Source organism: Pragia fontium DSM 5563 = ATCC 49100 (genome assembly GCF_900112475.1).
GTDB classification, from domain to species: Bacteria; Pseudomonadota; Gammaproteobacteria; order Enterobacterales; family Enterobacteriaceae; genus Pragia; species Pragia fontium.
Genome location: NZ_FOLW01000004.1, coordinates 95,249 through 118,860, shown reverse-complemented (window position 1 = coordinate 118,860; position 23,612 = coordinate 95,249). Strand labels below are relative to the sequence as shown.

The following is a 23,612-nucleotide window of genomic DNA, read 5'->3' as shown; positions in this document are numbered from 1 at the left end:
AAAGCGCCGGATTAAATCATCCGGCGCTTTTTTAATGGTATTGCTTCACTATCTCACTTATGCGCGGCTTTTTCTCGGCGCTTTTACCGAGCGCAAAATAACAAACTTCTTATTGGAAGCCAGCAATTCGCAGTTACCAAACAGGCGTTTTAGCTTCTGATGATATCCCAGATGGCGGTTGCCAATAATGCGTAATTCACCGCCAATCGCTAAGCAGCGTTTAGCGTCATTAAACATTTGCCAGGCAATATAGTCCGTTACTGAATGATGCTGATGGAACGGTGGATTGCACAATACTGCCTGCAATGAATTCCGTTCAATATTCGCCAGTGAATGGTCGGCTTCAAAGAAACAACGGGACAGTTCTTCTGGGCAGTTGCTCTCTACGTTCAAACGACTGGATTCTACCGCCATGTAGGATTCATCACGAAAGATAACCTCAGCCTCGGGGTTTTGTTGCAAGGCTTTCAGCCCCAGAACGCCGTTACCACAGCCTAAATCCACGATGGTGCCACTTAACCCTGACGGCAAATACTCTTGAAAGAAACGCGCGCCAATATCCAATGAAGTGCGGGAAAATACGTTCGGGTAGTTATGGATTTGGTAGTCGGTACCATCTAATGGCCAGGAAACCAATTCATTCATTGGTTCAACATCTGGACCGTTGAACTGACAAAAGATCAGACGGGATTTTTTCCAGGCCAAACTGGTATGAGTGGGGCCAAGAATTTTTTCAAACAGTTGCAGCGTTGAAGTATGAATATCGCGGGTTTTCGCCGCAGCAATAATCTGCGTATCGGCGCTGACCACTTCACGTAAGGCATACAGCTGATGTTCCAACAAAGCCAAGGCTTTAGGGACTTTAATCAGTACCACTGCCGGCTGCCCGGATAAAGCTGAAACACTGTCAACAAAAGTGACATCGTCACCTGAAATCCCGTTCTGTTGAAAATTACGTAAGGTCGCCAGTTGGCTAACATAAGAGTCACCGTAGCTAATCGGTTGATGCTTATGCAATGCGCAGGCTAGTGCGCCAAAGGTATCGTTAAGGATAAGTACTGGCCCCTGAGCCAACTTTTGCTTATCAACGGTATTAATTAAATACTCATCCGCAGCGTCCCAGGCTTGTAAACTGGTCACCGTATCAAATTCAGGATAGCGGGACAGCATTAAATGGGAAAATACTGAAGGTACTAATTCAACTTCATCACTCACTATGGTCATTCCTTTCTCACTCATGTTCTGTATCAGAGGAGACCTCTGCCAGCTCATCACGCATTGCCTGTAGAGCCTCGCGCGTGACCATAGATAAAGTGCGGTAGAATGCGCCAGTCGCGTGGGCTTCTACTTTTCCTAGGAAACTCCCACACCAAGGGAGTAAATAGTCGTCAAACAGGGCAATTTGCGCTAAGACTTCATCAGACTCCAGAGCATTATCCTCAATCCAAGAAGCGGCTAATAACAGCAGGCCAAAATGATCCGCTGGCGCCTCGGTGAGCGGCATACCACACTGGGTAAGAAATGCGCGAGTAGCACTCTCTCCCGCCCCTTCATAATCGCTACCGTAAGGAGAAACGCTGCCATCTGCACTAAACATTGCCTGATAGTCTGCCGCCAATACCTGACGATCCACATCCTGCCCCATACGCTGAAGCAAGTCGTCCTGTTCCAGCGGCCAGTGTTGCTTTAATTTACCTTCCGTCAATAAAGCAAACAGTGGATCCAATACCGTATCCTGCGGGGCGCGGTAAAACAGCGAGCCTAAAATACGGCAGACAATAGAAAACTCATTCATCAAATTAACCTGTTAACTTAGTTATAAACCGACTACACGCTCATCCTTCGGCGATTTTACCGTATAGGATAAGCTTAATTTACGTAATTCATTTGGCGCTAAATCCAGCAACCACTGCACTTCGCCCGTGTCTTTGTTATAGCTGGCACCGTCATACTGCACACTATCTACCGTTACAGACGCGTTACGGCTCATTGGTATTTGGTCTAATACCACGAGCTTAATCGGCTCCTTACGGGTATTCCTGACGTCCATAGTATAGGAATATTGTTGATTGACCGAATTACCGAAAAACTCGGCTTTGGCGGTGGTGAGTTTAGCATTTTCTCGATTAACCAGAATCTTCTTATCACGACCTAAAGAGAGATCCAGCGTATCTTTGATATGTCGGGTATCAATGTATCCCTGCCCAACATAGGAACCCTCAAAGAAAATATTGGATTTACCCGGCAGTAAGTTCAAATTTTCCCATGCTTTCAGCTGTACCTGCAAGAAAGCATCCTGTTCCAACTTAGGCACCACCACATAGCGATAATCCCCCTGAACATCGACCTGCTTAATCATTACCGAATGCCCTTTGCCATCGGCAGCGATATTATACGGTAAGGTGATGCTAAAACGGGTATTCACGCCACCGACATCAGTGACCACATAGTCAGATAGAGGCTTAGATACTTTCTTCCGCTGTTCAAGCCCAGCGACTTCAGCAAAATTACCATCCGCTCCGGCTCCCATTAATGCGCTAGAGGGAGCCGGAGCGGATACCTCCATAACATCGTTTTTCATTTTCGATACAGAAAGCAGCGGCTGTTTATTCAGATCAATATACCAAGGCATCAATCGAGGTGCCTGCGCCCCTTCACTTGGGTTACCTGTCGACAAGGTTAAATTGACTTTATCCCAGTTAATACCGCTATTTTGAAAAACGTTAGCTTTATAGCTTAGCTTCACCGGTTGGGTAATATTGTCGACCCGAACATCATAGGTGGGTACCCAGCCCGCATCACGAATCACGTAAGACAGTTTAATATCACTGGTGACCGCTTTTGGCGAATAGAACTTCACCACCACCTGATTCACCGCCTGACCGCTTTTCTGCTGCGCTTCAGCCAGCTGTTTATTTAGTTTCTCAATATTTTTATCAATTTCAGCTAGCTGTTCCCGTAAATCGATATCGGTCAGCAGCACTTCACTCATTTTATTATTCACCAGTTGCAGCATCTGGTTAACCTGCTCGACGGAAGCACCCTCTTTTTCACCACCAAGTGCACGGTTGCTTTCCAGTATCGCCAACTGAGCCTGAATCACTTCACGCTGAACGTTTAATTTGCTCTGTGCACGAACCTCAGATTCAATCTGTTTTTTGAGTGATTCAACTTCCGGCGATAAATTTTCACTCAGGTAGTCACGCCGTACGCCTGAAGACTGTACTACTACCCCGTTATCCGCTTCGATCATTAAACTTTGTTCATTTAACCCACTGGCGATATTGGTAAAAACGACTTCGCTCTCCCCCGCCGGCAGCGAAACTTTGCCGCTGTTAAACAGTTCTGCACCGCGGATAAACACGGTGACGTCATTCAGTCGAACCTTTTCCGTCAGCGAATCCGCATAGGCTAATGCAGGGCAAGCCAGAGCCAAAGAGGCAGACAATAGTGAAATGCTAAAACGGCGAGAGTAAAAAGCTGTCATCAATTTATCCTTGAACATCAATGGAATTAGTTAAGCGATTCGAGTTATCACTGTTCACTACAGTGAAGCAAACTCAGCAATCGGCGGCCGACCATGGGATTCCAGAAAATCGAGCACCCGACGTGGCGTAACGTTTAAAACTCGCTCTTGAGGAAAGCCAACCAACTCAAGCACTTCTATCGACTTTTCAAATCCACCCAGCGCATAGGCTACGTGTGAATCTGACCCCAACGCTACCCAACCGCCGGCATCGCGTACTGCTTTAGCCACTTCAATACAATTTTTCGCACTACCGGTGCGCGAATGAAGAAACGATGAGTTATTAATTTCCAGCGCTACATTGTGTTTAGCCGCAGCAGCAGCAACCGCAGCGATATCAATGGGGAATTTCGGGTTGCCCGGATGGCTAATCATCTGCACTTTTCCACTGGCAATGGTCGCAATCATCGCCTGGGTATTGCCCTCAAGCCCCTGAGACGGCATCACCGGCTCATGAAAACCGGCAATCACCAGGTCTAAACGCCGATCGATATCTGGATAGCAATCCGTTTCACCCTGTAGGTTTTTAATATTTGCTTCAATACCGTACAGAAGGCCAACACCATCCACCATACGCGGGATGACCGCCATATTCTGGAAATGCCAACGGTGCGGTGCATCAACCATATCCGGACCGTGATCGGTAATGGCGAACAGTTTAATTCCCTTCTCTTTTGCAATGGCAAAATAATCGCTGACGGTGCTATAAGCATGGGTACTGGCAACGGTATGGGCGTGTAAATCAACCGGATACATAGCGGACTTCCTTTCTGTTTCTTAACGGTAAAATATTTCTAATCGGTTATCAGGCCGATATATTCGCCTCGGTCTGAACAGTAAAGCAGTATCGGGGCTTCCCCCTTCAATCAATAACCTCTGGCCACGTTTACCACGCCGCTTATCGCCTCACCGGCCTGAAATGCCTTCAATTGGCGGCAAATTTGCTCCATCGCCACCTGCGGTAAGGTTATGGCAGAAATGTGCGGCGTTACGGTTATCTCTGGTCGCTGCCAGAACACATGTTGCTTTGACAGCGGCTCCTGAAGAAACACATCCAGCGTTGCGGCCTTAAGTTGGCCAGAGTCCAACGCTTCCAGTAGATCTTCCTCCACCAGATGCTCTCCAAGAGCCACGTTAATCAGGTAAGCGCCCTGTTTCAATTGCGCGAACAGCGTCTTATTTAGTATACCTTGAGTATCGGGCGTACTGGGTAATAAATTCACAATAACTCGGGTTTGTTGTAGAAAATCGGCAAATTGTTGCTGGCTATAAGTCGCTATCCCGGCAATCTCTTTTTTGCTACGGCTCCAGCCTTTCACCGAGAAACCAAACGATGCCAGCCGCTGAGCGACTTTACTGCCGAGAACGCCTAATCCCATTATGCCAATCACAAAGTTTTCATAACTGTGGGGTTCAAGTGATTGCCAACGACGTTGTTCCTGTAGTGCTTGATACTCATCCATTCGAATAGCGTTATCGCTAATCTAACGGATTCAGTCCGCATACTTAAGCGGCATTTTGCTGATAGCTTAACCAAATAGATTAAGAACATGAATTTATGCTTGACCACACATCACCTTCTCCCTATAGTAGCGCCCGTTCCAGTGTAATCACGATTACGTTGAAACCAAAATTTGGTGAGGTGTCCGAGTGGCTGAAGGAGCACGCCTGGAAAGTGTGTATACGGCAACGTATCGAGGGTTCGAATCCCTCCCTCACCGCCATATTTTAAGAGAAAGCTCGAACTTCGGTTCGGGCTTTTTTGTTTTTTGGTATCTATATCTATATCGAGATTTTATTTTCAAATCATCGCATTAGGGTATTCCACTTAACAGAGATAAATGGTTTTAACCTAATTTCGACTTCGGTTTGTGTATCTGCTGTCAAAATTTCTGAATATAGATACTCACCATTTATTTCCTCTTTAATTTGAAAACTCTTGACGCCCTCACTAAGACGACTTGATATTTTACATTCGTTAAGCTCCAAGACAGCTTGAATCCACCCTTCTAAACAATGAAACGAAAAAATCAAATGAACACCATTGCTATCTGTAGCTTCATAAGCAAAGTGGTGATCGGCAACACTGGCAAATGTTGGTTCACTTTCAAAAAATGAAAGTAACTCAATATCATCTGGGCATGATTCAATGAATATCATTTTTTACCATCCTTAGAAATAGTTTCAATAAATCATTATTTTCTTGTAACGCCAAACTTTAGGCTGGAAGTTTATATTTAACTTTCGCTCATTCTTGTAAAATATTCATTTATCTTATCGTTATCAAATAGTCTATCAACCATAAAGTCAACAGTATCAGAAACGGCTATTCCATAGCGAAGTTCTTCTGGAAAGTCTTCAATCGAGGCATATACTGTTGGCATTAAATACCTAAAATAGTCTCCCATTTTAGTTTTCCCCTTATGGCCAATTGGGTAATCTTGCCCTGGGTTACTTCCCTCTATAGCTTGATATATATAGAATCCTTTATTTGCTGATAAATTAGTATCACTATAATGCCCGGATTCAATCAAATCGTTCTGAATGTATCTTTCTACTTCATCTCTAGATTTCACATAGTGGTATAAAGATGAAGAATACATATCTAGTTGTCCAAGCCCATTTTTCGGAGCCGGATTACCATACAACAACAAAATAGAGTCTTATCAGAGTCAATCGGCCAAAAGAAGCGACAAAACAACCGACTCGGCATAGAGTTAATTTTGACTCTGATTTCATCTCTATTTTTATCTGAAAACCTTCTGCGCAAGCTAACCAACTGAAATTTAATAGCAATCAGGTAAAATGCAATTTTGCGTGGTGTGTGGTAAATGAAGGGCAAAGAGTAGATATATTGACAACGCTTTATTGAGTGGGGGGTAATATTAGGGACAACAGAATTTTTATATATCCCGGCCAGCTTAACTGATCGGGATATATATAGGTGAACTTAGTTACATAGAATTTAAAAAACCATTAGAATAAAATCCTTTCCAATTTACTAACCATTTAACTATCTATTCTAATCACTACCAGTATTAATGTTATTTTTAATACTATAAGAGGTTACTAATATTCTTAAAACATTCTCTTTATTTAATGCCATCAATTTTGGAGGGTAAAATAAATCCGCTTTCCCACCAAAAATAAGCAAAGGCTCCAGGGTATTGGTCTCATTAACTACGATGTATCCATATGGAAGTTCATTTATAGATAATTTAGTTTCCTCTCGTTCCTGATAAGTTTTATTAGCCCATCGAATAAATGCTTTAAATGGTTCAATATCTTTATTGAATTCAGTTATGGATATTTTTTTAAGTGGAAAAAAAGTAGAACCAGTTTCTCTACCAAACTGAAGCCATTGATTATTGTCTGCTACCCTGACATCTAACTTTCCCTGAGTGAAACTAATTCTAACATTATCATTAGAATCAAACATCGAATATTCCACATTACTTTCATATAATTCATAGTTACGAAAGGTTAAAACTTTATCAACTTTTTTAATTACGGTAAGACATCCGGCTAACTGAAATGTAAGTGCACAAACAATAATGAATTTACTTAATTTAATAAAATTTTTCACATGTATTCCATTTTTATATTATTTAAAGAATATTTTAATATTCGCATCCCTTTAAGTCCCAGTCCCATTTAGCTGGCTGATCATCTTTACCCTGCGTAATATCGGTAACTATTATATTATCGGTAATACCCACAGTAAATATCTCATAACTGTGACCAGATTGTGGTATAAAGGAATTAGTACTTGAGATTTCCCTCCCCCCTACATTCTTTTCATATGTTATCATAACTGGTTGATCTGCCTTAATTGTATACTCCATAACATCAGAGCGTTTTAATTGTGATGTAACAGGGGATGGGGGCATACCAACAATTTTTTTATTATATGTAGACTTTATACCTAATATATTTATACCTGCGGTTAATGAATTACGTTCAAGCCTCTGTATGCATGAACCTATTTTCTGATATCTAATTATACTTAAGGGTAAATAATAATTTTTCACCCTAATCATTGCCATATCATGACCAGTATAATCCTCAAGTGGATTTACATTTACTATACAACCGCTCAAAAAAAGAGACAATAATAGTAAGACTATTTTGAAATAGTAATATTTAAACATTAATAATTTCCTTTTAATAAAGATATAGAGCAACCTTACAATAAAACCACCACAGCCCCGCCATTACACCGTGGGTTACACACCCAATGGTGGTAGAGGTAACCCGAGTCCACAGCTTACCATTAAGGGTAAATGGCTGGAGCAGCTCGGTTTACCTCCGGCCAGTCGGTGACGATTACCAGCGAACATGGGCAGTTGGTGATAAGGGCTGCGTCTCCGTTTTAGGGTTAAAAAGCAAAATCCCGGCTTGAAAAGCCGGGATTTATACTAAGACTCTATTAAACCCTTTTTCGCTTCTCTCAACACATCAAAAAAATCGTTTAATGAAAATTTCATTTCAACTTGTTCGGATAATACTCTCAAGTCAGTAAAGAACTCAATTTCAATATTATCCCCCCCTTTATCTTTGTTCATTTGACACAGGATTTGATTTTTATATGAGATTTCTACCGTAAGCTCTTCATACTTAGAGTCACTAAAGAAATCTATTTCAAAGTCGCCATTCATTCTAATATTAAAACCTCTTAGGATCTAAGAAACCAGAAAAAGAACCATCAGCGTTATATCGAATACCTCTTCCATCAGGAAGACGATACTCAACACCACCTCTTGATAGATCTGTTTTTATAGTACCTTTGTTATTTAAAACCTCATTTACAAATCGACTAGCAGCTTCATTTTTCTGTGCTGGGTTTCCTTTCAGAGGTTCAAAAACACCCCCTGGACGACCTGCATGCTTTTCCCATGCTCTTGCTGCTGCGGACATCCCTTGATTATTAATTGGCTTTTCCGCTGCTTCTACTAAGTCATCTTTTTTGAATTGATCGAATTTATTAGACTCATTATTTCTTGCATTCTCCTCATCCTGAGGCCCCCAACCGCCAGGCGTACCTGAACCTGTCCCACCCAACTCAGCTTTTTCAGCACCCGTCAGATCCTTACCAACGTTTGGCTGTGCTGCTTTGTCATCGTCATCTTTCAGGGCATCCGATATCGCATCACCAAGGGCAGCACCGCCAGCAGCACCAACCATCCCGCCCATAACAGGTTTACTGAGATCAAGCGGGTTATTCAGGCAAGTGACCGTACTGCATAGCGCATTATTCTCCGCCGCATTCTTCCCAGCCGCCGCACCGGTTGCCGCACCAGCTGTACTATCAGTGATAATTCCTGTCGCAACACCCGATGCAATCGCCGTTATATTAACAATAAACTGACGTTCAGCTTCAGTAAGATCTTCAGGCTCCTTACCAAAACGTTCTTTTGCTATCGTCATCGCAATAAGTTCACCACTATATCCCCCCAAGTGCTGAACGTTTTTATACCATTGGTGCCGTCCCCACCGGCTGGGTTAAGTCACCCACCCCGAGGCCACAACTGACCATTAAGGGCAGATATCTTGAGGAGATGGGATTCCTTGCTGGGCGGGCGGTGGTGATTAAAGTCGAACAAGACCAACTGATTATCAGACTTGCTATGCAGATCTAAAAAGCAATAAAAGATCCCCGATCTGGTGATCGGGGCAATTTACTGACTATTAGTTATATAGATCGCATCATTTTTAGATGGTATAGATTTTTCCCATTTCATAGTAACCAAAATAGTTTCTGCCATTTCCCTCATATTTTTCCATTCAACACTTTGGGATAGCGCTTCATTGCTCCAATACTGGATATTATCAGCACCACTAATAGATAACATATAATCATCCAACCTTTTTATGGCGCTTTTTTGTTCATCTGTTAGTTGAGATGAGACTTCTGGATCACTTAACTCATCTAATGCCATTTCCCACTCAACGGCTAATTCATCAGCTACATTGACAAAATCAGGGAATAAACCTTTTTGAATTTCGCACGGTTGAGCTATTGCTTGTGTTACCCACTTAATTTTATTCATAAAGTTATTCCTTTGGCTTATCTATAATTAGTTGCCTTCTCTCCAGTAGCTGGCTTATATGTGGCTGAATCAACAACCTTTACTGTTCCTTGTGTCGTTGTCGATACTTTATAATAGCTACCACCGTGACGACCACCTTCAGGATGAATTTGTACTTGGCTAATTTCTGGATGGCCTTTAACTTCTACAATAACAGCTTGTCCTGAGCCTCGGGTAGGTTATCTGACCGGTCAACGAGATAACACTACACCGGCCATTCATCTTAAGGGTAAGTGGCTCAGTGAAGCTGGTTTTGATACCGGTGCTTCGTTAGTTATTCGTATTATGGAGGGGTGTTTAGTGATCACCACTGAACAAGAGAACATTATCAGGCAACAACAGCTACTTGACCTGCTCAGACAAGCTGAACAGCGGATCACTAAGATAACAACCGGGCTTATTCTGGAGTGATATTGCGAAGTGGATCGAAGAAGAGATAAAAACATACCCGGTCTGATGACCGGGGACTAAGGAATAAAACATGAGTAATCAACTGAATAAAATAAGTAAATTCTTAAGCTATGTTTTAAGGCATCAACCAGAGGCTATTGGGATCACATTAGATTCTGATGGTTGGATTGATATTGATGGCCTAATTATACAAGCTAATCAACATGGTGAATCCCTGACGAGGGAACTGATCGAACAAGTTGTTAAAACAAGTGATAAAAAACGTTTTACGATTTCAGATGACGGACTAAAAATTCGTGCAGCACAGGGGCATTCAACTAGACAAGTTGAAGTTAACCATGCAGAACAGGTACCGCCAGAGTTTTTATATCACGGCACAGCAACTCGTTTTATTGATTCAATTAAAAAACAAGGATTAGTGGCCGGCGATCGCCATTATGTTCATTTATCCGCTGATGAACAGACAGCAATTTCAGTAGGAAAACGACACGGAAAGCCCGTTGTGCTTAAAATAAAGGCCCTGTTAATGTATCAACAAGGCTTTAAGTTCTACTTAGCAGATAATGGCGTCTGGTTAATTAAAACAGTTCCAATCAAGTTTTTACAATTCGATTAATACATTGATTATTCAGCCCGTTCTTCTTTATATTGGGCTGATTCTTCTTTAGCAGATTCAAGCCAAGCGGAGAAGTTATCCAAATAATATCGCTTATCCCAAGCAGGATCTTCACCTCTATAACCGTAATCATGAAAATAAACCCTAGGATCTCCGCTTCTATCACTCCCATCAAAACAAGCTAAAATAACATATCCGTCATTAAATAGTCCTGACTGATCATTAGCAATCGCAAAAGGTATTAAGGGATGATCTCTATATTTAACTAATAAGGAGCCATAATAACTTAAAGACATTCCGATATCTTGACATAAAAAAAACCAAGGCTCTATATCAATGATATTTTCAACCTTTACTGTATTGATATAGCTTTGAGGAAAAACAAATCCATCAGGAAGTATAGGAGTGTTATATAAAAATATATTGGACATCATTTTTTACCTTTTATTATTGGAGATTGTTCAGAACCATTTGGGTTTAGCTTACCAAAGCTTCCCGATTGATTATTTATACGTCCCTGAATTGCCTCACCCCAAGTTTTATATTGCTCCCAACCTCGAGCTTTTTTGAATTTCTGGTGTTAATCTCTCGTTAAAATCACGAACCGTCGCTTTTATATCAATCCCTGCTTCTCTTGCTGCTGCAATTCGAGTGTTATCCATACTTGTTACTTTGCCATCTGGCATTTTTACAACATCAACAGAATCACCTTTCCAGCCATCTTTTTTCATGCTGGCTACAAGATCGTCGTATGTATATTTTTGTCCAGTCACTACTATCTGTTTTATTGTACGAGACAGTATTTTGAGATAAACGAACCTCATTTGGATTAAGAGTTGATGTATTTATCGTCCCCTTTCCAGCCCCAACATCCTTTCCAGGCTTTAATATAGCAGCCCCACCAACCGTATTAAGTGCAGCATTCAACGCCCACATTGAACGCTCACCATCGGTAGGCACTTTTCCATCTATCGGGTTAGGTCCTCCGGATGCGGAATAAGCCTGACAAATTGTAGAAGCTGCACCTGGTAAACCACAACCCGCATTGAAGTAAGCCGCACCGAGCTCTTTGATAAACGCTTCGGATTCTTTATTTTGACTTAGCGCCTGCTGAGCCTGCGAATCTGTGGCAGATTCCAATACCCATTCTTTTCCACCGTTCGCCGACTCGCTTGTTACTACACAAAGACCATTACCGGAATTAACGCATGGAACAACATCTCCCGGTTTATGTTCGAATTTCTCCGAGCCGGATAACTGGAAGTCTGGGCCGAGTTCACTCTCTTCAACTTTATCAATACTCTGTCCTTTTTGGCGCAGAATATCAATATCAGCTTTGAGTGTTTGACAGGCTCCAGAACCACTATCTCCCCCCTGACAAAGGGAAGCATATTTATTCTCTTTATCAGTCAGCGTTAACTTTTCAGTCGTGCTTAAGTGGTTATTCTCCACCGCATTCTTCCCTGCCGCAGCACCGACAATCGCATGGGCAATAGCATTGAGTACTTTATCTTTGGTTTCTGGCCCTTCAGTTAAGTCCTTCACTTTATGGGCAAGATAAGGCGCCGAAGCCGCCGTGACGGTAGGAATACTCAGCCATTATAATTCAGTTTATTTATACCCAATTCTTGGGTTCATACTCTATCGCCCCCTTTAATAACCTAATAATTTAAAGTAAAATTTATCAATCAAAGAATTGAAGCCCGAAATATCAGGCTTCAATAAAGGCAAACATGGTGCTAAAAATTTTAACCATTACTTATATTTTTTATAATTTCGATAATAAATATACCAACCGCCGACACCTCCGAGTCCTCCTCCCATAAAACCAATTTTTATATATTTTAGTACATCAATATTAGATATATTGAAGTTCAATCCATAAAAGACACTGAAAAAAAACTCAATAAACATACTAAATAATATAAAACATAACGACATACCTAACGAAAGAAATAAAATTAAATAAATGAGAAGAATCAACCATCTTATTTTTAAATATTTCATTTTTTTCCTATTTAAGTGAGTCCAGTTTTTTATTTATTTGCTCAATAGAAATTTCTGTAAAACCTGAGTTTGCAATATTACCAATCACAGAAGGAAAAGAGCTCTGTGGCAATGCTTGAGAAATTCCAAACTCAGCTAAATTAGGGTTAGTAAACGACCAGTTTTTCCAATTTTCATTCATGACTTTATTGAATTGCCCTTGTGTAAGTTTCCCGATACCATAACCAATGCTAGAACCTGCACCACTAACTAATCCCCCTACAAGCGGATTTTCATCTTTTGTATAACTCGATAAAGCACCTCCAGCCGTATTCCAACTAACGGTTCCCCAAAAACCGCTTCCCGCTGTCGCCATACCAACCCAACTGGCATAAACAGCATCTCTCGGATCAACTGTCCCATTAGCCAAATACTGAATTCCTATATTTGCCCCTCCGCCAACAGAACCACTAATCAAAACAGCTTCAGGCAGTACCGGTAAGAACGCTAGGGTTCCACCAATTAGTAGCATATCTTGACATTGTTTAAGATTACCACTACAGGCAGAATCAAATTGATTCTTTATTTCCTGGCGAATCTCTTCATCTGTTTTTCCTGTCATTGAGGCTACTATTGCATTATTTTTAGCCGCATTTTGTCCAGCCGCCGCACCGGTTGCCGCACCAGCTGTACTATCAATGATAATTCCTGTCGCAACACCCGATGCAATCGCCGTTATATTAACAATAAACTGACGTTCAGCTTCAGTAAGATCTTCAGGCTCCTTACCAAAACGTTCTTTTGCTATCGTCATCGCAATAAGTTCACCACTAGATCCCCCCAATGCTCCGGATAATGCATCATTTCCAGAGGTTTGAGCAACCACAGCACCAACGATAGCATGACCGATCACTTTCGCTATCAGATTTGCATTATTCGGATGCTCTTTATCTATTGGGAAATTCTGGTCTGCCAGATTCTTCACCGCTTGCGCTAAATACGGTGCCGAAGCTCCTGCGGCAGCCGCGCCAATATTACCACCGATAACCCCCTGTAGCGCCGCATTCGCCGACTGTATAGCCTGCTGCAAATCACTACCGGTACCGTACTTTTTCATCTCCGATTCATAAATTTAGCTATAAGCCACATTGTAAATCGCATCATTAAGCTGTTCGTTAGTCGGGTTGGTAATATCGTCTTTGGCTAGCTTTTCATGCACCTTTTCAACTGAAACAGGGTCATTCGCTATCTGTTGGGCTAAATCACTCGCACCTTCTTTAGCCTCTTTCTCCGCCTTAATCTTACCCACATTACTGGCAATATCCGTTACCTGCTGACCAATCTGCCCGGCAATATTGATCGCCTCCAGCCGGTTTTGCTCTTTCTCACGGTCAAAAATCTTATCCAACGTATTGGCGGCATTATCGGTATCGCGGCTTATCGTCGCCACATCCTGTTGCTGCTTATCTTTATCACGAATAGTAATCTTGCCTTCCGATATCGCCGCATGAGTGGTGCTGGAATCTTTATCACCGTAGGCCACCACAATCGGCATGCCCGGTACTCCCGGCACGCCCATTGGTGCACCACCACCGGAACCTACGCTAATCGACACGTGGCTAACGTCATATTCCGCTTTATTCTTGATATCGCTCCAGCCTAACGTGCCGGTATCCAGACTATTTTTATCCGCCGCCGCTTCCGAGGCCAGCACCGCGCCGTCCAACTGTGTATGGCCGCCAACGGTAATATCATAGCCGCCCTTGCCGGCAAAAATACCGGTCTGCTCCTGCACGCTGGACCAGGTGCTGTCCATTTTATCCATGCTCAGGCCGAGACTGGCATCAAAACCAGAGCCATAGCTACCGCTGATATTTAAAGAAACGCTTTCATAGCTAAAATCATCGGTATCCTGCAACGATTTCAGGGTCAGGTCGCGCCCGACATCCATCGTGACCGAATCCCCTTTAGCCTGAGCACCAATCAGACTGGTATCCCGACCACTGGTGATTGACAGATTATTACCGGCGTTGAGTTGGCTTTCAGTCCAGTAAAGCCCATCGGCATTCATATTGCTCTGGGTGAAATTCGCATCGGCAAAAAGACGGATACCGTTCTTACCGCCGCCCCAACCAAAACTTATCCCGGCATTACCGCCATAACTCTTGCTTTCACTGTCGGTTTTCTGGGTATTGGCCGCCGCCATCACCGTCACATCCCGATTGGCATCTAAGGAGAGATCCTTACCGGCATTGATCGCGCTACCTTTAATAAAGATATCGCCGTCCACGCCTTTCTCTCCAGAGCCAGTGGCCGTTATCGATAAATTATTACCGGCGGCAATGGAAGAACCCTGCGCTGCACGGATCTCGGTATTGGTTTCAGATTTCGTGATCTGGGTTCCACCAGAGATGCTGATACCCACATAACCATCATTCTCCGGCGCATTCATCATCGTGGCCTGCATCGCCTGTACCGCAGACAGCGCTGCTTTGATCTCTTGTAATGCTTTAACCTGACTGTCTTGTGAATCCTGCGCTTTTTTCGCCTCGGTCACCGCGGCATTTAATGCACTACCGGCTACTCCTGAAAGCGCAACCGTTACCCCAGTTTGTTTCCGCTCGTAAATATCCTCAATACGGGTTTGATTCTCCACCGACTCAATCGAAACATTATTACCCACCATACTGATATCCTGTTGGGCAATCACATCCGAACCTTTCACCGACAGATCATTACCAGCAACCAGAGAAACATTACCCTGCGTACTGCCAACCGTACTGCCTAAATGGCTGGTACTCTGCACCTTCTGGGTCGATTTCTCATCAAGGGTACCAACAGTAAAGCCGATACCGCCGCTGCTCATTAAGCCGGAGCGCGTCTGTTGAGTAAGGAATTTATCGTTAGTGGTTTCTTCCGCCGCGGTAATAGTTAGATTGTTACCGGCCTTCAGCGCAACATCATGAGTGCCGATAACCTGACTACCGTGGATCAGCATATCGTTACCGGCACTCATACTGACCGAGTCACCGCTCAGACTGCTGGCTTCGGCATTTTTATGGTCGAGGTTAATGATGCTGATATCGGTGACTTTAGTCGCTCCACCGCCGCTGGTACCGGTGGTTTTGCTTTTCTCGTCCAGCGTAACGGTAGACTCCCCGGCAAGGATATGAATATTGTTGCCAGCGCTAACCTGTAAATGACCGCCCGACTGCACATTAGCGGCTTTAGCGGTTACGTCATTACCCGCCACCAGCGCAACATCACCGGCAGAAGAAATTTGAGTCCCCACATCCTGAGTATGAGTCAGCTTATAATTGTTATCGCTATCAAAATAACCGGTGCGGGTATTGGACACATTGACGGTATCCAGATTGACATCGTTACCGGCAATCAGCGTCGTCTTGCTTTCCTTACCATTATTAATCACCTGAGCGGCCGTCAGATTAATATCGTTCCCGGCCGCCATGGTCATCGTGCCGTTATCGTTATGCACCACCACGCCGCCAGCCCGATTAAGGTAGGTGCCACTGTCATTGATTCGGGTAGTGGTGGTGATATTGATATCCTGACCGGCTTTCAGGGACAGGCTATCACCAGCCTGAAGCAGACCACCGATGTTTTCCAGATGATTATTTGCCGCCAGCGCCACCTTAGCACCGCTGATGCTGCCTCCAAGGTTACGAATATTGTCCGCCAGCACACTAAGCTTATCACCGGCAATGATCCGACCGCTGTTCACCATATCGTTGGTTAATTCCAGACCAACCTGCTTACCTGCCAGTAATGCGCCATTACCGTCTAAGTCCTGTGGTTTAATCCGCGCATAAACTTGAGGAACCAATACCGTCTGTTTACTGCCATCCGCTAATGTCACCTCTTTACTGACCATCCAGACAATATCGCTGGTTAAGTTAGCCATTTGCTCTGGCGTCAGGGCAACACCCAACGTTAAATTATATTTCTGCGCAAACGCAACGCCGTTATCCATCAGCGCTTTATACTGCTCTTCATCACTGGCATAGCTACCAAGATAACGCTGCCCGGTTAGATTAGTAATTTGTTCGGTGATCAAACGTTGTTCGTAATAGCCATCCCCCAGACGTTTATGCACATTGTTATGTTCCACCTTCAGCATGGCGGTCATATAGTCTGAACCCAACCACTTTTTATAGTTGGTAAACTTCGGATCGGTTTCTACCAGAACGTGACTGTCCGGAGCCGGATTAATCACATACAAACCCGAGTTTGGCAGACTAACGCCCGGTAGCTGGCTAACGACTTTAATATCGCCCACGGTAATAGTTTCAATACCGTTAATCGTTATATTGCTATTCGGTCCCTTCCCTTCTTCACGGCCAGATAAAGACACACCACTGCCGTTAGGCTGGGTATTTTGCTGTAGTTCTGACGGTTTTAACGTGATGTCTTGAATTTGGGTTTCAGGAATATAATCTGAAGTTGATTTACCCTGTTTATCCTTATTTTTCTTCTTGATGCGATAATATTTAATTTGAATCCCTTCATCTTCAATAAAACGCTGACCGGGAACTTCAACGTTATCCAACTTGTTAGCTGTAATGCTTAGCGTATTGCCTGCCACTATCTGGCTTTTATCATTCAGTACCGCATTAGCTATAATCGCAATGCTGCCGCCGGCTAAAATTTTAGCCGGATCGGTTTGGGTAATCACAGTTTCAAAAATAGTGCGAACATAATCATATTTGTAGAACTTATCTTTCCCCCATTTAGGATTCACAGGAGAAAGAATATTCAAGATGCCGTTACTATCTTGATAAAAAGAGACCTCATCTGGACGGTAGAATGTTTCCCCACCTTCCAACCGATATTCAAGAAAACTCTCTTTAGAAACCTGTTGAACTTCCGTTTCGAAGTTATCGTTAATGTTATTTAACTGATTAACGGTAAGCTGTAGATTGCTTTGGGCTTCAATAGTGGCACTGTGATTATTCAGTATCCCAGCTTGCCCTACAGCATGACCATCCTGATGCAGCGAGCCGCCAATCACCATATCGCCGCCGCTATAGATCAGTGAGTGGCTATAGTTATTAATTATCCCGGCACCGATATCCATCCGCTCACGCGCCGCCAGCGTCGCAGCGGTATTGCCTTCCAACAAATTGTTAAGGGTACGGGCGTCAATCGCCAACCAGTTACCGTAAATACGACCGGTGCCCAAATTATTCAGCGTGCTGGTATCAATTCGGGTATGACTGCCATCGATTAAACCTCGGTTAGTTAGGGTATCTCCAATATTCAGGCGCGTTGACTGAGCGCTGATTTCTGCACCTTCACTGTTGTTCAGATTCAGCGCACTCAGTACCATCTGACCACCATATAGCTGGCCATGCTGATTACTCCAGTTATTGGCCGTATGGGCGTTAAAGGCTTTAACCGCGGATATTAATGCGTTATCGGTGTTGATATCCCCTTGATTAGCTTCAAGACTAATATTCGTCGCGCTAACGCTACTCTCCGTCAGATTAATCCCTTGTGCTGTCACACTAAAATCACCAGCAGCAATAGCCTGCCCCTGTATATCCGCCTGCTGGGCGAGTGCAATGCTAAGATTTCCGCTAGCGGCCAGCTTACTGTCAGATTGAATACCGGCAGCAATCAGGGCATTTGCCATGTTGTTTAGCTTATTGGCCGTCACGCTAAGATCACTTTGTGCGGCAATACTGCCGCTGTTGGCCAAAGCAGCAATCGCCGACAGCGTCGCGGTTCCGGCACTGTATATTTGTGAGGTATTCTGAATTTGCCCGGCGCTGTCTATTGTCAGATTGCCAGACGAATAGATATTGGCATGGTTAACAATGTCGCTCTGCGATTGCAGGTTAAGATGGCTATCGCTGCGAATAATGTTGTGATTAACAATAGTCCCATCGGTAATCAGGGTGGCTGCACCTTTAGCGTATAGCGTATTTTGATTCAGCAAGTTACCTAAAGCCGTTAAGTTCAAACCACGATCTGAACCTAAAGTCCCGCTATTAGTGATATCACCATAGCTTAATAGTTGCGTGTCACCGGTACCGTAAAGTATGCCACTATTGTTCACTCCGTAGGCCGTCAGGGTTAAAGCATCGCCGCTGCCGAAGGAACCGCTGTTATTAAACAATCCACCGTGGGTAAATGTACCCTGTCCGGTGGCGTAAATAGCCCCTAGATTAGTTAATGCCCCTTGGCTATTGACGGATAAATACTGGCCGCTGCTGATTTTACCACTTTGGCTATTGGTAAGATGACTTGCTGAACGCAGAGTCAAATCACTTTCACTGTATAACTTGCCGCTGTTATCAATGGCTGCTGCATTAATATCCAAAGATTCTGTGGCGCCAATAGTTCCCCGGTTATTCAGCCCTTGTCGACTGGAAACTCGGCCTTTACCTGAAGCATAGGCGCTTCCCTGGTTATCGATCTGACTGTCCGTAGCGATCGACAAATCCCGTCCACTGCCTATTTTTCCGCTAGCGCTATTGGTTACCGCGCCTTTAGCAGTGACCTTAACGTTATTCTTACCGTATAGCGTGCCGCTATTATTCAATGCCTGATTCGTGCTCAGTTCCAGATCCGCGGCGCTGCTTACGGCACCGATATTTTCAATACGCCCATCGGCGGTAATCACTACTGAACCTGCCTGCGTACCGATATTGCCGGCATTACGCACGCCAACGCCATTCTCGGTTCCTACCATCCGAATACTATTGGCATACATTCCGCCAAGCGCCGCCACATCAACAGAGAACTCAGGGCTGTCGGTACCGTTACCGGCCAGTTTTTCCACCTTTAAGGTGTCACGACTGACCTTATTTTTACCGGTGACCACGTTAAGCTCATTAGCCCAAATACCGGCATTCACTTCCACCGAGCGAGCAATAATATCGGTATAGTCCTGACGGGAGCTATCCAGCCCCTGTCCCTGAATGGAAACTTTCCCTTGCTTAACGGTGTAACCTTCCAATTGGCCATTCACCATATTGGCCGTTCCGGTGGTAGAGAAGGAGCATAAAATAAATATCCCTCAATCCTCCCTTCCCTCTACACAAAAAAAGCCATCCTTTTCAGGATGGCTCTTCACTCTCTCAATTCTGTCAGAAACTATAGCGAATGCCTAAATGTCCACTGTATGGCGTTTCAATATGGCTACCGTTGGAATAGTTAATTTCCCCATAGGTAGACCACTGATTATCCAGCTGAGCCGTTAAACCAACACCGTACTTACCCACCGTTCCCGACATATCATTACTGAAACGTTCGGTATCGTTAATGATAACGTCGTTATTCTTCTGGAACTCATGGCTAACGGCCAGACGACCATAAGGCTTAAGCACCGCACCGCCATCTAATACAAAAGCATGACCAAACGTGGTACCCACTTCAGTTTTCAGCGACTGCGCACTATTGGCTTTCACTTTCATGTCGCTGTCCAGCTTATAGTTTGTCTTACCACCACGAAACGCCGATCCCATGATATAGGGTTCAACAAAATAGCGGTCTAACTTAATATGTTTCCCCACTTCAACTGAAGCACCAAAGCCGTTGGTATTATCTTTCCCGTTGGTTTTACCACCGTTAAAATTCGCGTTATTTTCTGTTTTAAAGTGGTTGGCTTTTAATACGCCATCGACGTAATAACCTGTGTCATGCATCCAGGTGGTATAAACACCAAGACCATAGCTGTCTACTTTGCCATCACCGCTGCGGGAATCCAATTTAGAGTGAGTGTAGGAAAACAGACCACCAATCAATAAACGGCTGCCTTGCAGTTCAATGGCATGATCGCCACCTAACATTACCCCGTTCATATCCTGTTTATAGCCAACGTTATCGGTAGAAACGCGATAGCGACTGGTAATATATTTACCCAGGTGCCATTTTGAGCCGAACGATCGTCACGTAAATCACCCAAACGAGTTCTTAAAGTAGACAGTTCGCCATCCCAAATGGTTGGCGTCACGTTGGCCATCGAGATAGCCGCTTTCGCCCCCTCGGACAGCTCAGGTCTTGGATTAGGTGTAACAGTCCCACCGCCGTTATCACCCGGTTCGACTGGCGCTGCCGTAGGAGACAGATACCAATTATCCGTGTCAGTATCATCACCCTGAACCAGATAATATTTATAAGCCCCTAAATCAACGCTGCCGTTAAGCAAAGTAAAGTGCTCGGCGGTACTGCTATTGGCATAGATCAGATGATAAGGATCAACCCCAGCAATAGAACGTTTTAATTCCACACCAGAGTCCATTACCTTGACATTAAAGCGGCTATTAATATCCAGCGGATCGCTGATGCTCAGGAAATCCCCCTGCCCGCCGTTAATGTTGGTGTTCATGACAAACGTACCGTTACCGGATAACGAGCTCAGATCTAAGCGGCTGTACTTCCCGATATCACTGCCATCCTGACGACCGAAAATCACCAAGCCATCACTCATTAAAAGTGCTTTTATCGTGGCGGTGGATTCATTAGTTTTGGCATTATGTTCAATATATAACGTTGAGTTTGCACCCTGAAGATTAATGTTTTCAGCCCAGGCACCTTTTCCACCTACTTTAGTATTACTCCACGAATGAATATCCCCCCCTTGCAGAGTCAATGAACCCTCAACAATATCTAGAGTACCGGTAGAATATGCACCATGAGCAATATAAGAAGAGCCGCCGTTCTGGACGGTTGTATTTTCAATATGGCCTAGTTCGGTTGCCAGTTGGCGGCCACCATCAACAATCGTACCTATGGCACTACCATAAAATTCAACCTGTTGTTTACCACCGATATAGATAGTGGCATTTTGAGCTTCAACCTGATTACGTCCGATCCACTTATCAACCGTAACCCACTGACCACCAATCCAGCCCCCCTGCTTACCACTCACCACCTGCAAGCCATAAACCTGAGTACCTTCAGCGATCCCTGTTTGAATCAGCTGCTGACCACCGGCATGAATCGTGGCATTCAAAGAAGTCTGTTGAGTAGACGACGCATTAAAGCTAGCATCTGATTCCCAGTCGCCGTTAACCCATTCTCCGCCTACGCCGCTCACCAACTGAAAACCATAAACTTGAGCCTCTTCAGAAATCCCCCGTTGAATTAACTGGCGAGCCCCCGAATAGACGGTAGTATTTCTATCAGCAACCGGAGCATATGAAATAGCCAGATCAGATGAAGCAGCAAAAACATGTTGGAATGCACCATCATAAAGTTTGGTATCAATCGCTAAACCACTATGAACATTTAAAGGATAGGGATATCCTGTAAATTGAAAACTACCGCTGCCAATATGGGAGTTGATTGCCGTACCACCCTCAATAATCTGCTGACCACCGTTGATAACCACAGTATCTTTAACTTGGACAATCCCTAGTAACTCTTGAGAGCCCCCATCAATTATATTGCCTTGCGCATAACCACCTGAGTTATTAGCAATAGCATCACCCCGAATAATCTGCCTTCCACCAACTTTAACTAAAGTGTTATAGGCATGGGCATGCTCTTTGATAATAAAAGTACCGTTATTTTCCACGACAGTATCATAAGCGGTAGTGTCAGGGTTTAAAACCAGATAACCTTTATAAACCTTAGTACTCTCATTAGGATCAACAACATCACCTTTGACCACATTACCAATCGCTATACTTCCGCTGTTTAACTCCATATGCAATGAGTTAATGGTATTGTTCAAACTATAGGAATTATTGTTCACATCAATCTTTTGATTGATTGGAAACCACGTCCTTTTTAACTGTTGCTCATTAATATATTGATTATCGGTAGTAACCGAATTGGCTCCATTCTCCCATTGACCCAGAATCGCTGGCCAACCATCACTGTTATCACTATTCCCCAAAATTGCAGCCACGTCTGGCGTAACAACGTCGGACGGAAAAGACTCTGGAGGAACTTCAGCGGAATAAACAGGGAGAGAAACAGCAAATAATGCAGGTAAGGCTAAAACTAGCTTGTTCAACTTCATTTCTAAATCCTTTCTGTTACCAGTAACATCCAACATGTTTCTTTTATATAAAACAAAGCACCCAAATCAGTTGCGATTAAAAAAAACAAAAAAGCAAATAGAATTATTTTTATAAAAAATAATTCAAAAATATTAACACATATTGACAACACTAAAACAGTATAAAAAATAAAAAACCAATAGTAAATTGGTTGTTATGATCGAATAAAAAACAAAAACCATAAAAATCAATAAATTAAAATTTACAATAAAAATCATTTAATCTGTTACCTTTTTGCTGGGAAATAAACAATGATTATTGTTTATATAAGTGACAATAAACAATGAAACAAACCAAAAGTTATCAGACAAAATAAATTTATTAAAACCGATTTAGCCCGAGGATTATTATATTCGTTTGTTTTAAATAATGTTCTTAAATAACCAACCTACTTATCAACCATAAAAAACCCCCATTTTCGATTAATATCAAAATATGACCGATGTCAGAATGGATATCTAAGTGCTGTATAAGACACAGAACAACTATATCGTTGGTGCTTTCTTTGTTCCATTAAGATAATAAGGGCTTATTGGCCCCATAGGGCGTTAGGAGAATGAGAAAAGACGTTCCAGTCAGCAGAAAAAGCATCTATCCATATCATGTTCAGATATAAAAAATCTGGAGGCAATAAAAATTGGCTCCAGATTATTTCTTACTGATTGAATCGCTTAAGTGCTCTTAAACTATCGGTATTCCCCTCTATAAAGAGGCCAGCTCCTCACTGAATACTTATCAGAAACTATAACGAATCCCCAAATGTCCACTGTATGGCGTTTCAATATGGCTACCGTTGGAGTAATTAATTTCTCCATAGGTTGACCACTGATTATCCAGTTGAGCGGTTAAACCAACGCCATATTTACCGACGGTTCCGGACATATCATTACTGAAACGTTCGGTATCATTGATAATGACATCGTTATTCTTCTGGAATTCATGGCTTACCG

At 43.3% G+C, this 23,612-nt stretch carries 21 protein-coding genes, 1 tRNA gene and 3 pseudogenes; 5 read left to right on the top strand and 20 right to left on the bottom strand.

Annotation, left to right across the window (positions count from 1 at the left end; genetic code table 11):
- Positions 1-57: 57 nt before the first annotated feature.
- The 5 genes from rlmG to BMZ28_RS08060 form a co-directional block, all read right to left on the bottom strand.
- Positions 58-1,215: a 23S rRNA (guanine(1835)-N(2))-methyltransferase RlmG gene (gene rlmG, locus BMZ28_RS08080; protein WP_282569592.1), complete on the bottom strand. Its 1,158-nt coding sequence runs from the start codon at positions 1,213-1,215 to the stop codon at positions 58-60.
- 16 nt (positions 1,216-1,231) lie between these two features.
- On the bottom strand, positions 1,232-1,795 hold the full coding sequence (locus tag BMZ28_RS08075; protein WP_074822223.1) for a TorD/DmsD family molecular chaperone: 564 nt from the start codon (positions 1,793-1,795) through the stop codon (positions 1,232-1,234).
- A 21-nt stretch (positions 1,796-1,816) separates the two neighbouring features.
- A complete protein-coding gene (locus BMZ28_RS08070) occupies positions 1,817-3,487 on the bottom strand; it encodes a DUF4139 domain-containing protein (RefSeq protein WP_074822219.1) in 1,671 nt (556 codons plus the stop codon).
- Positions 3,488-3,544: 57 nt separating this feature from the next.
- The gene (locus tag BMZ28_RS08065) at positions 3,545-4,282 is read right to left on the bottom strand and encodes a phosphatase (RefSeq protein WP_074822214.1); all 738 of its coding nucleotides are present in this window, start codon (positions 4,280-4,282) and stop codon (positions 3,545-3,547) included.
- Between the two features lie 110 nt (positions 4,283-4,392).
- Entirely contained in the window at positions 4,393-4,989 is a 597-nt protein-coding gene (locus BMZ28_RS08060; protein WP_074822209.1) for an NAD(P)-dependent oxidoreductase, read from the bottom strand.
- A 173-nt stretch (positions 4,990-5,162) separates the two neighbouring features.
- On the opposite strand from BMZ28_RS08060, the gene BMZ28_RS08055 reads away from it, so the two are divergent.
- Positions 5,163-5,250 (top strand) — tRNA-Ser (locus tag BMZ28_RS08055).
- An 82-nt stretch (positions 5,251-5,332) separates the two neighbouring features.
- Here the strand turns inward: BMZ28_RS08055 and BMZ28_RS08050 are convergent.
- From BMZ28_RS08050 to BMZ28_RS08035, 4 genes are all read right to left on the bottom strand, one after another.
- Positions 5,333-5,686: a hypothetical protein gene (locus BMZ28_RS08050; RefSeq protein WP_083399659.1), complete on the bottom strand. Its 354-nt coding sequence runs from the start codon at positions 5,684-5,686 to the stop codon at positions 5,333-5,335.
- Positions 5,687-5,763: 77 nt separating this feature from the next.
- Positions 5,764-6,129, bottom strand: a complete 366-nt coding sequence (locus tag BMZ28_RS08045) for a hypothetical protein (protein WP_074822206.1) — start codon at positions 6,127-6,129, stop codon at positions 5,764-5,766.
- A gap of 419 nt (positions 6,130-6,548) precedes the next feature.
- The gene (locus BMZ28_RS08040) at positions 6,549-7,112 is read right to left on the bottom strand and encodes a hypothetical protein (RefSeq protein ID WP_074822202.1); all 564 of its coding nucleotides are present in this window, start codon (positions 7,110-7,112) and stop codon (positions 6,549-6,551) included.
- A gap of 34 nt (positions 7,113-7,146) precedes the next feature.
- Positions 7,147-7,677: a hypothetical protein gene (locus BMZ28_RS08035; RefSeq protein WP_074822200.1), complete on the bottom strand. Its 531-nt coding sequence runs from the start codon at positions 7,675-7,677 to the stop codon at positions 7,147-7,149.
- Between the two features lie 70 nt (positions 7,678-7,747).
- Here BMZ28_RS08035 and BMZ28_RS17760 point away from each other — a divergent pair, with 70 nt between their 5' ends.
- Entirely contained in the window at positions 7,748-7,849 is a 102-nt protein-coding gene (locus BMZ28_RS17760) for a SymE family type I addiction module toxin (protein ID WP_456300120.1), read from the top strand.
- Between the two features lie 95 nt (positions 7,850-7,944).
- On the opposite strand, the gene BMZ28_RS08025 is transcribed toward BMZ28_RS17760, so the two are convergent.
- The 3 genes and pseudogenes from BMZ28_RS08025 to BMZ28_RS17615 form a co-directional block, all read right to left on the bottom strand.
- Positions 7,945-8,184, bottom strand: a complete 240-nt coding sequence (locus BMZ28_RS08025; protein ID WP_074822197.1) for a hypothetical protein — start codon at positions 8,182-8,184, stop codon at positions 7,945-7,947.
- 7 nt (positions 8,185-8,191) lie between these two features.
- Positions 8,192-8,569 (bottom strand): annotated as a pseudogene (locus tag BMZ28_RS17755) (tRNase toxin domain-containing protein); the annotation flags it as partial.
- 213 nt (positions 8,570-8,782) lie between these two features.
- Positions 8,783-8,953: pseudogene (locus tag BMZ28_RS17615) on the bottom strand (VENN motif pre-toxin domain-containing protein); the annotation flags it as partial.
- 20 nt (positions 8,954-8,973) lie between these two features.
- On the opposite strand from BMZ28_RS17615, the gene BMZ28_RS08015 reads away from it, so the two are divergent.
- Positions 8,974-9,165: a SymE family type I addiction module toxin gene (locus tag BMZ28_RS08015; protein ID WP_074822189.1), complete on the top strand. Its 192-nt coding sequence runs from the start codon at positions 8,974-8,976 to the stop codon at positions 9,163-9,165.
- 39 nt (positions 9,166-9,204) lie between these two features.
- On the opposite strand, the gene BMZ28_RS08010 is transcribed toward BMZ28_RS08015, so the two are convergent.
- Entirely contained in the window at positions 9,205-9,576 is a 372-nt protein-coding gene (locus tag BMZ28_RS08010) for a hypothetical protein (RefSeq protein ID WP_074822186.1), read from the bottom strand.
- Between the two features lie 147 nt (positions 9,577-9,723).
- On the opposite strand from BMZ28_RS08010, the gene BMZ28_RS17685 reads away from it, so the two are divergent.
- The gene (locus BMZ28_RS17685; RefSeq protein WP_083399658.1) at positions 9,724-10,026 is read left to right on the top strand and encodes a SymE family type I addiction module toxin; all 303 of its coding nucleotides are present in this window, start codon (positions 9,724-9,726) and stop codon (positions 10,024-10,026) included.
- A gap of 70 nt (positions 10,027-10,096) precedes the next feature.
- Positions 10,097-10,642: an RNA 2'-phosphotransferase gene (locus BMZ28_RS08000; RefSeq protein WP_074822183.1), complete on the top strand. Its 546-nt coding sequence runs from the start codon at positions 10,097-10,099 to the stop codon at positions 10,640-10,642.
- Between the two features lie 8 nt (positions 10,643-10,650).
- Here the strand turns inward: BMZ28_RS08000 and BMZ28_RS07995 are convergent, their stop codons facing one another.
- The 7 genes and pseudogenes from BMZ28_RS07995 to BMZ28_RS07960 form a co-directional block, all read right to left on the bottom strand.
- Complete coding sequence (locus BMZ28_RS07995; protein ID WP_211201777.1) at positions 10,651-11,076, bottom strand: hypothetical protein; 426 nt, start codon at positions 11,074-11,076, stop codon at positions 10,651-10,653.
- Between the two features lie 105 nt (positions 11,077-11,181).
- Positions 11,182-11,373, bottom strand: a complete 192-nt coding sequence (locus BMZ28_RS07990; protein WP_074822176.1) for a hypothetical protein — start codon at positions 11,371-11,373, stop codon at positions 11,182-11,184.
- Complete coding sequence (locus BMZ28_RS07985) at positions 11,348-12,187, bottom strand: VENN motif pre-toxin domain-containing protein (RefSeq protein WP_074822173.1); 840 nt, start codon at positions 12,185-12,187, stop codon at positions 11,348-11,350. Before BMZ28_RS07985 ends, BMZ28_RS07990 begins: the two co-directional genes overlap by 26 nt.
- Before the next feature lie 469 nt (positions 12,188-12,656).
- Complete coding sequence (locus BMZ28_RS07975) at positions 12,657-13,745, bottom strand: VENN motif pre-toxin domain-containing protein (RefSeq protein ID WP_083399656.1); 1,089 nt, start codon at positions 13,743-13,745, stop codon at positions 12,657-12,659.
- A 15-nt stretch (positions 13,746-13,760) separates the two neighbouring features.
- On the bottom strand, positions 13,761-19,661 hold the full coding sequence (locus tag BMZ28_RS07970) for a hemagglutinin repeat-containing protein (protein ID WP_345889635.1): 5,901 nt from the start codon (positions 19,659-19,661) through the stop codon (positions 13,761-13,763).
- Between the two features lie 79 nt (positions 19,662-19,740).
- Positions 19,741-21,083, bottom strand: a pseudogene (locus BMZ28_RS17610) (autotransporter outer membrane beta-barrel domain-containing protein).
- 2,314 nt (positions 21,084-23,397) lie between these two features.
- Positions 23,398-23,612 (bottom strand): autotransporter outer membrane beta-barrel domain-containing protein (locus BMZ28_RS07960; RefSeq protein ID WP_217639205.1); only part of this gene is annotated, 215 nt, incomplete at its 5' end.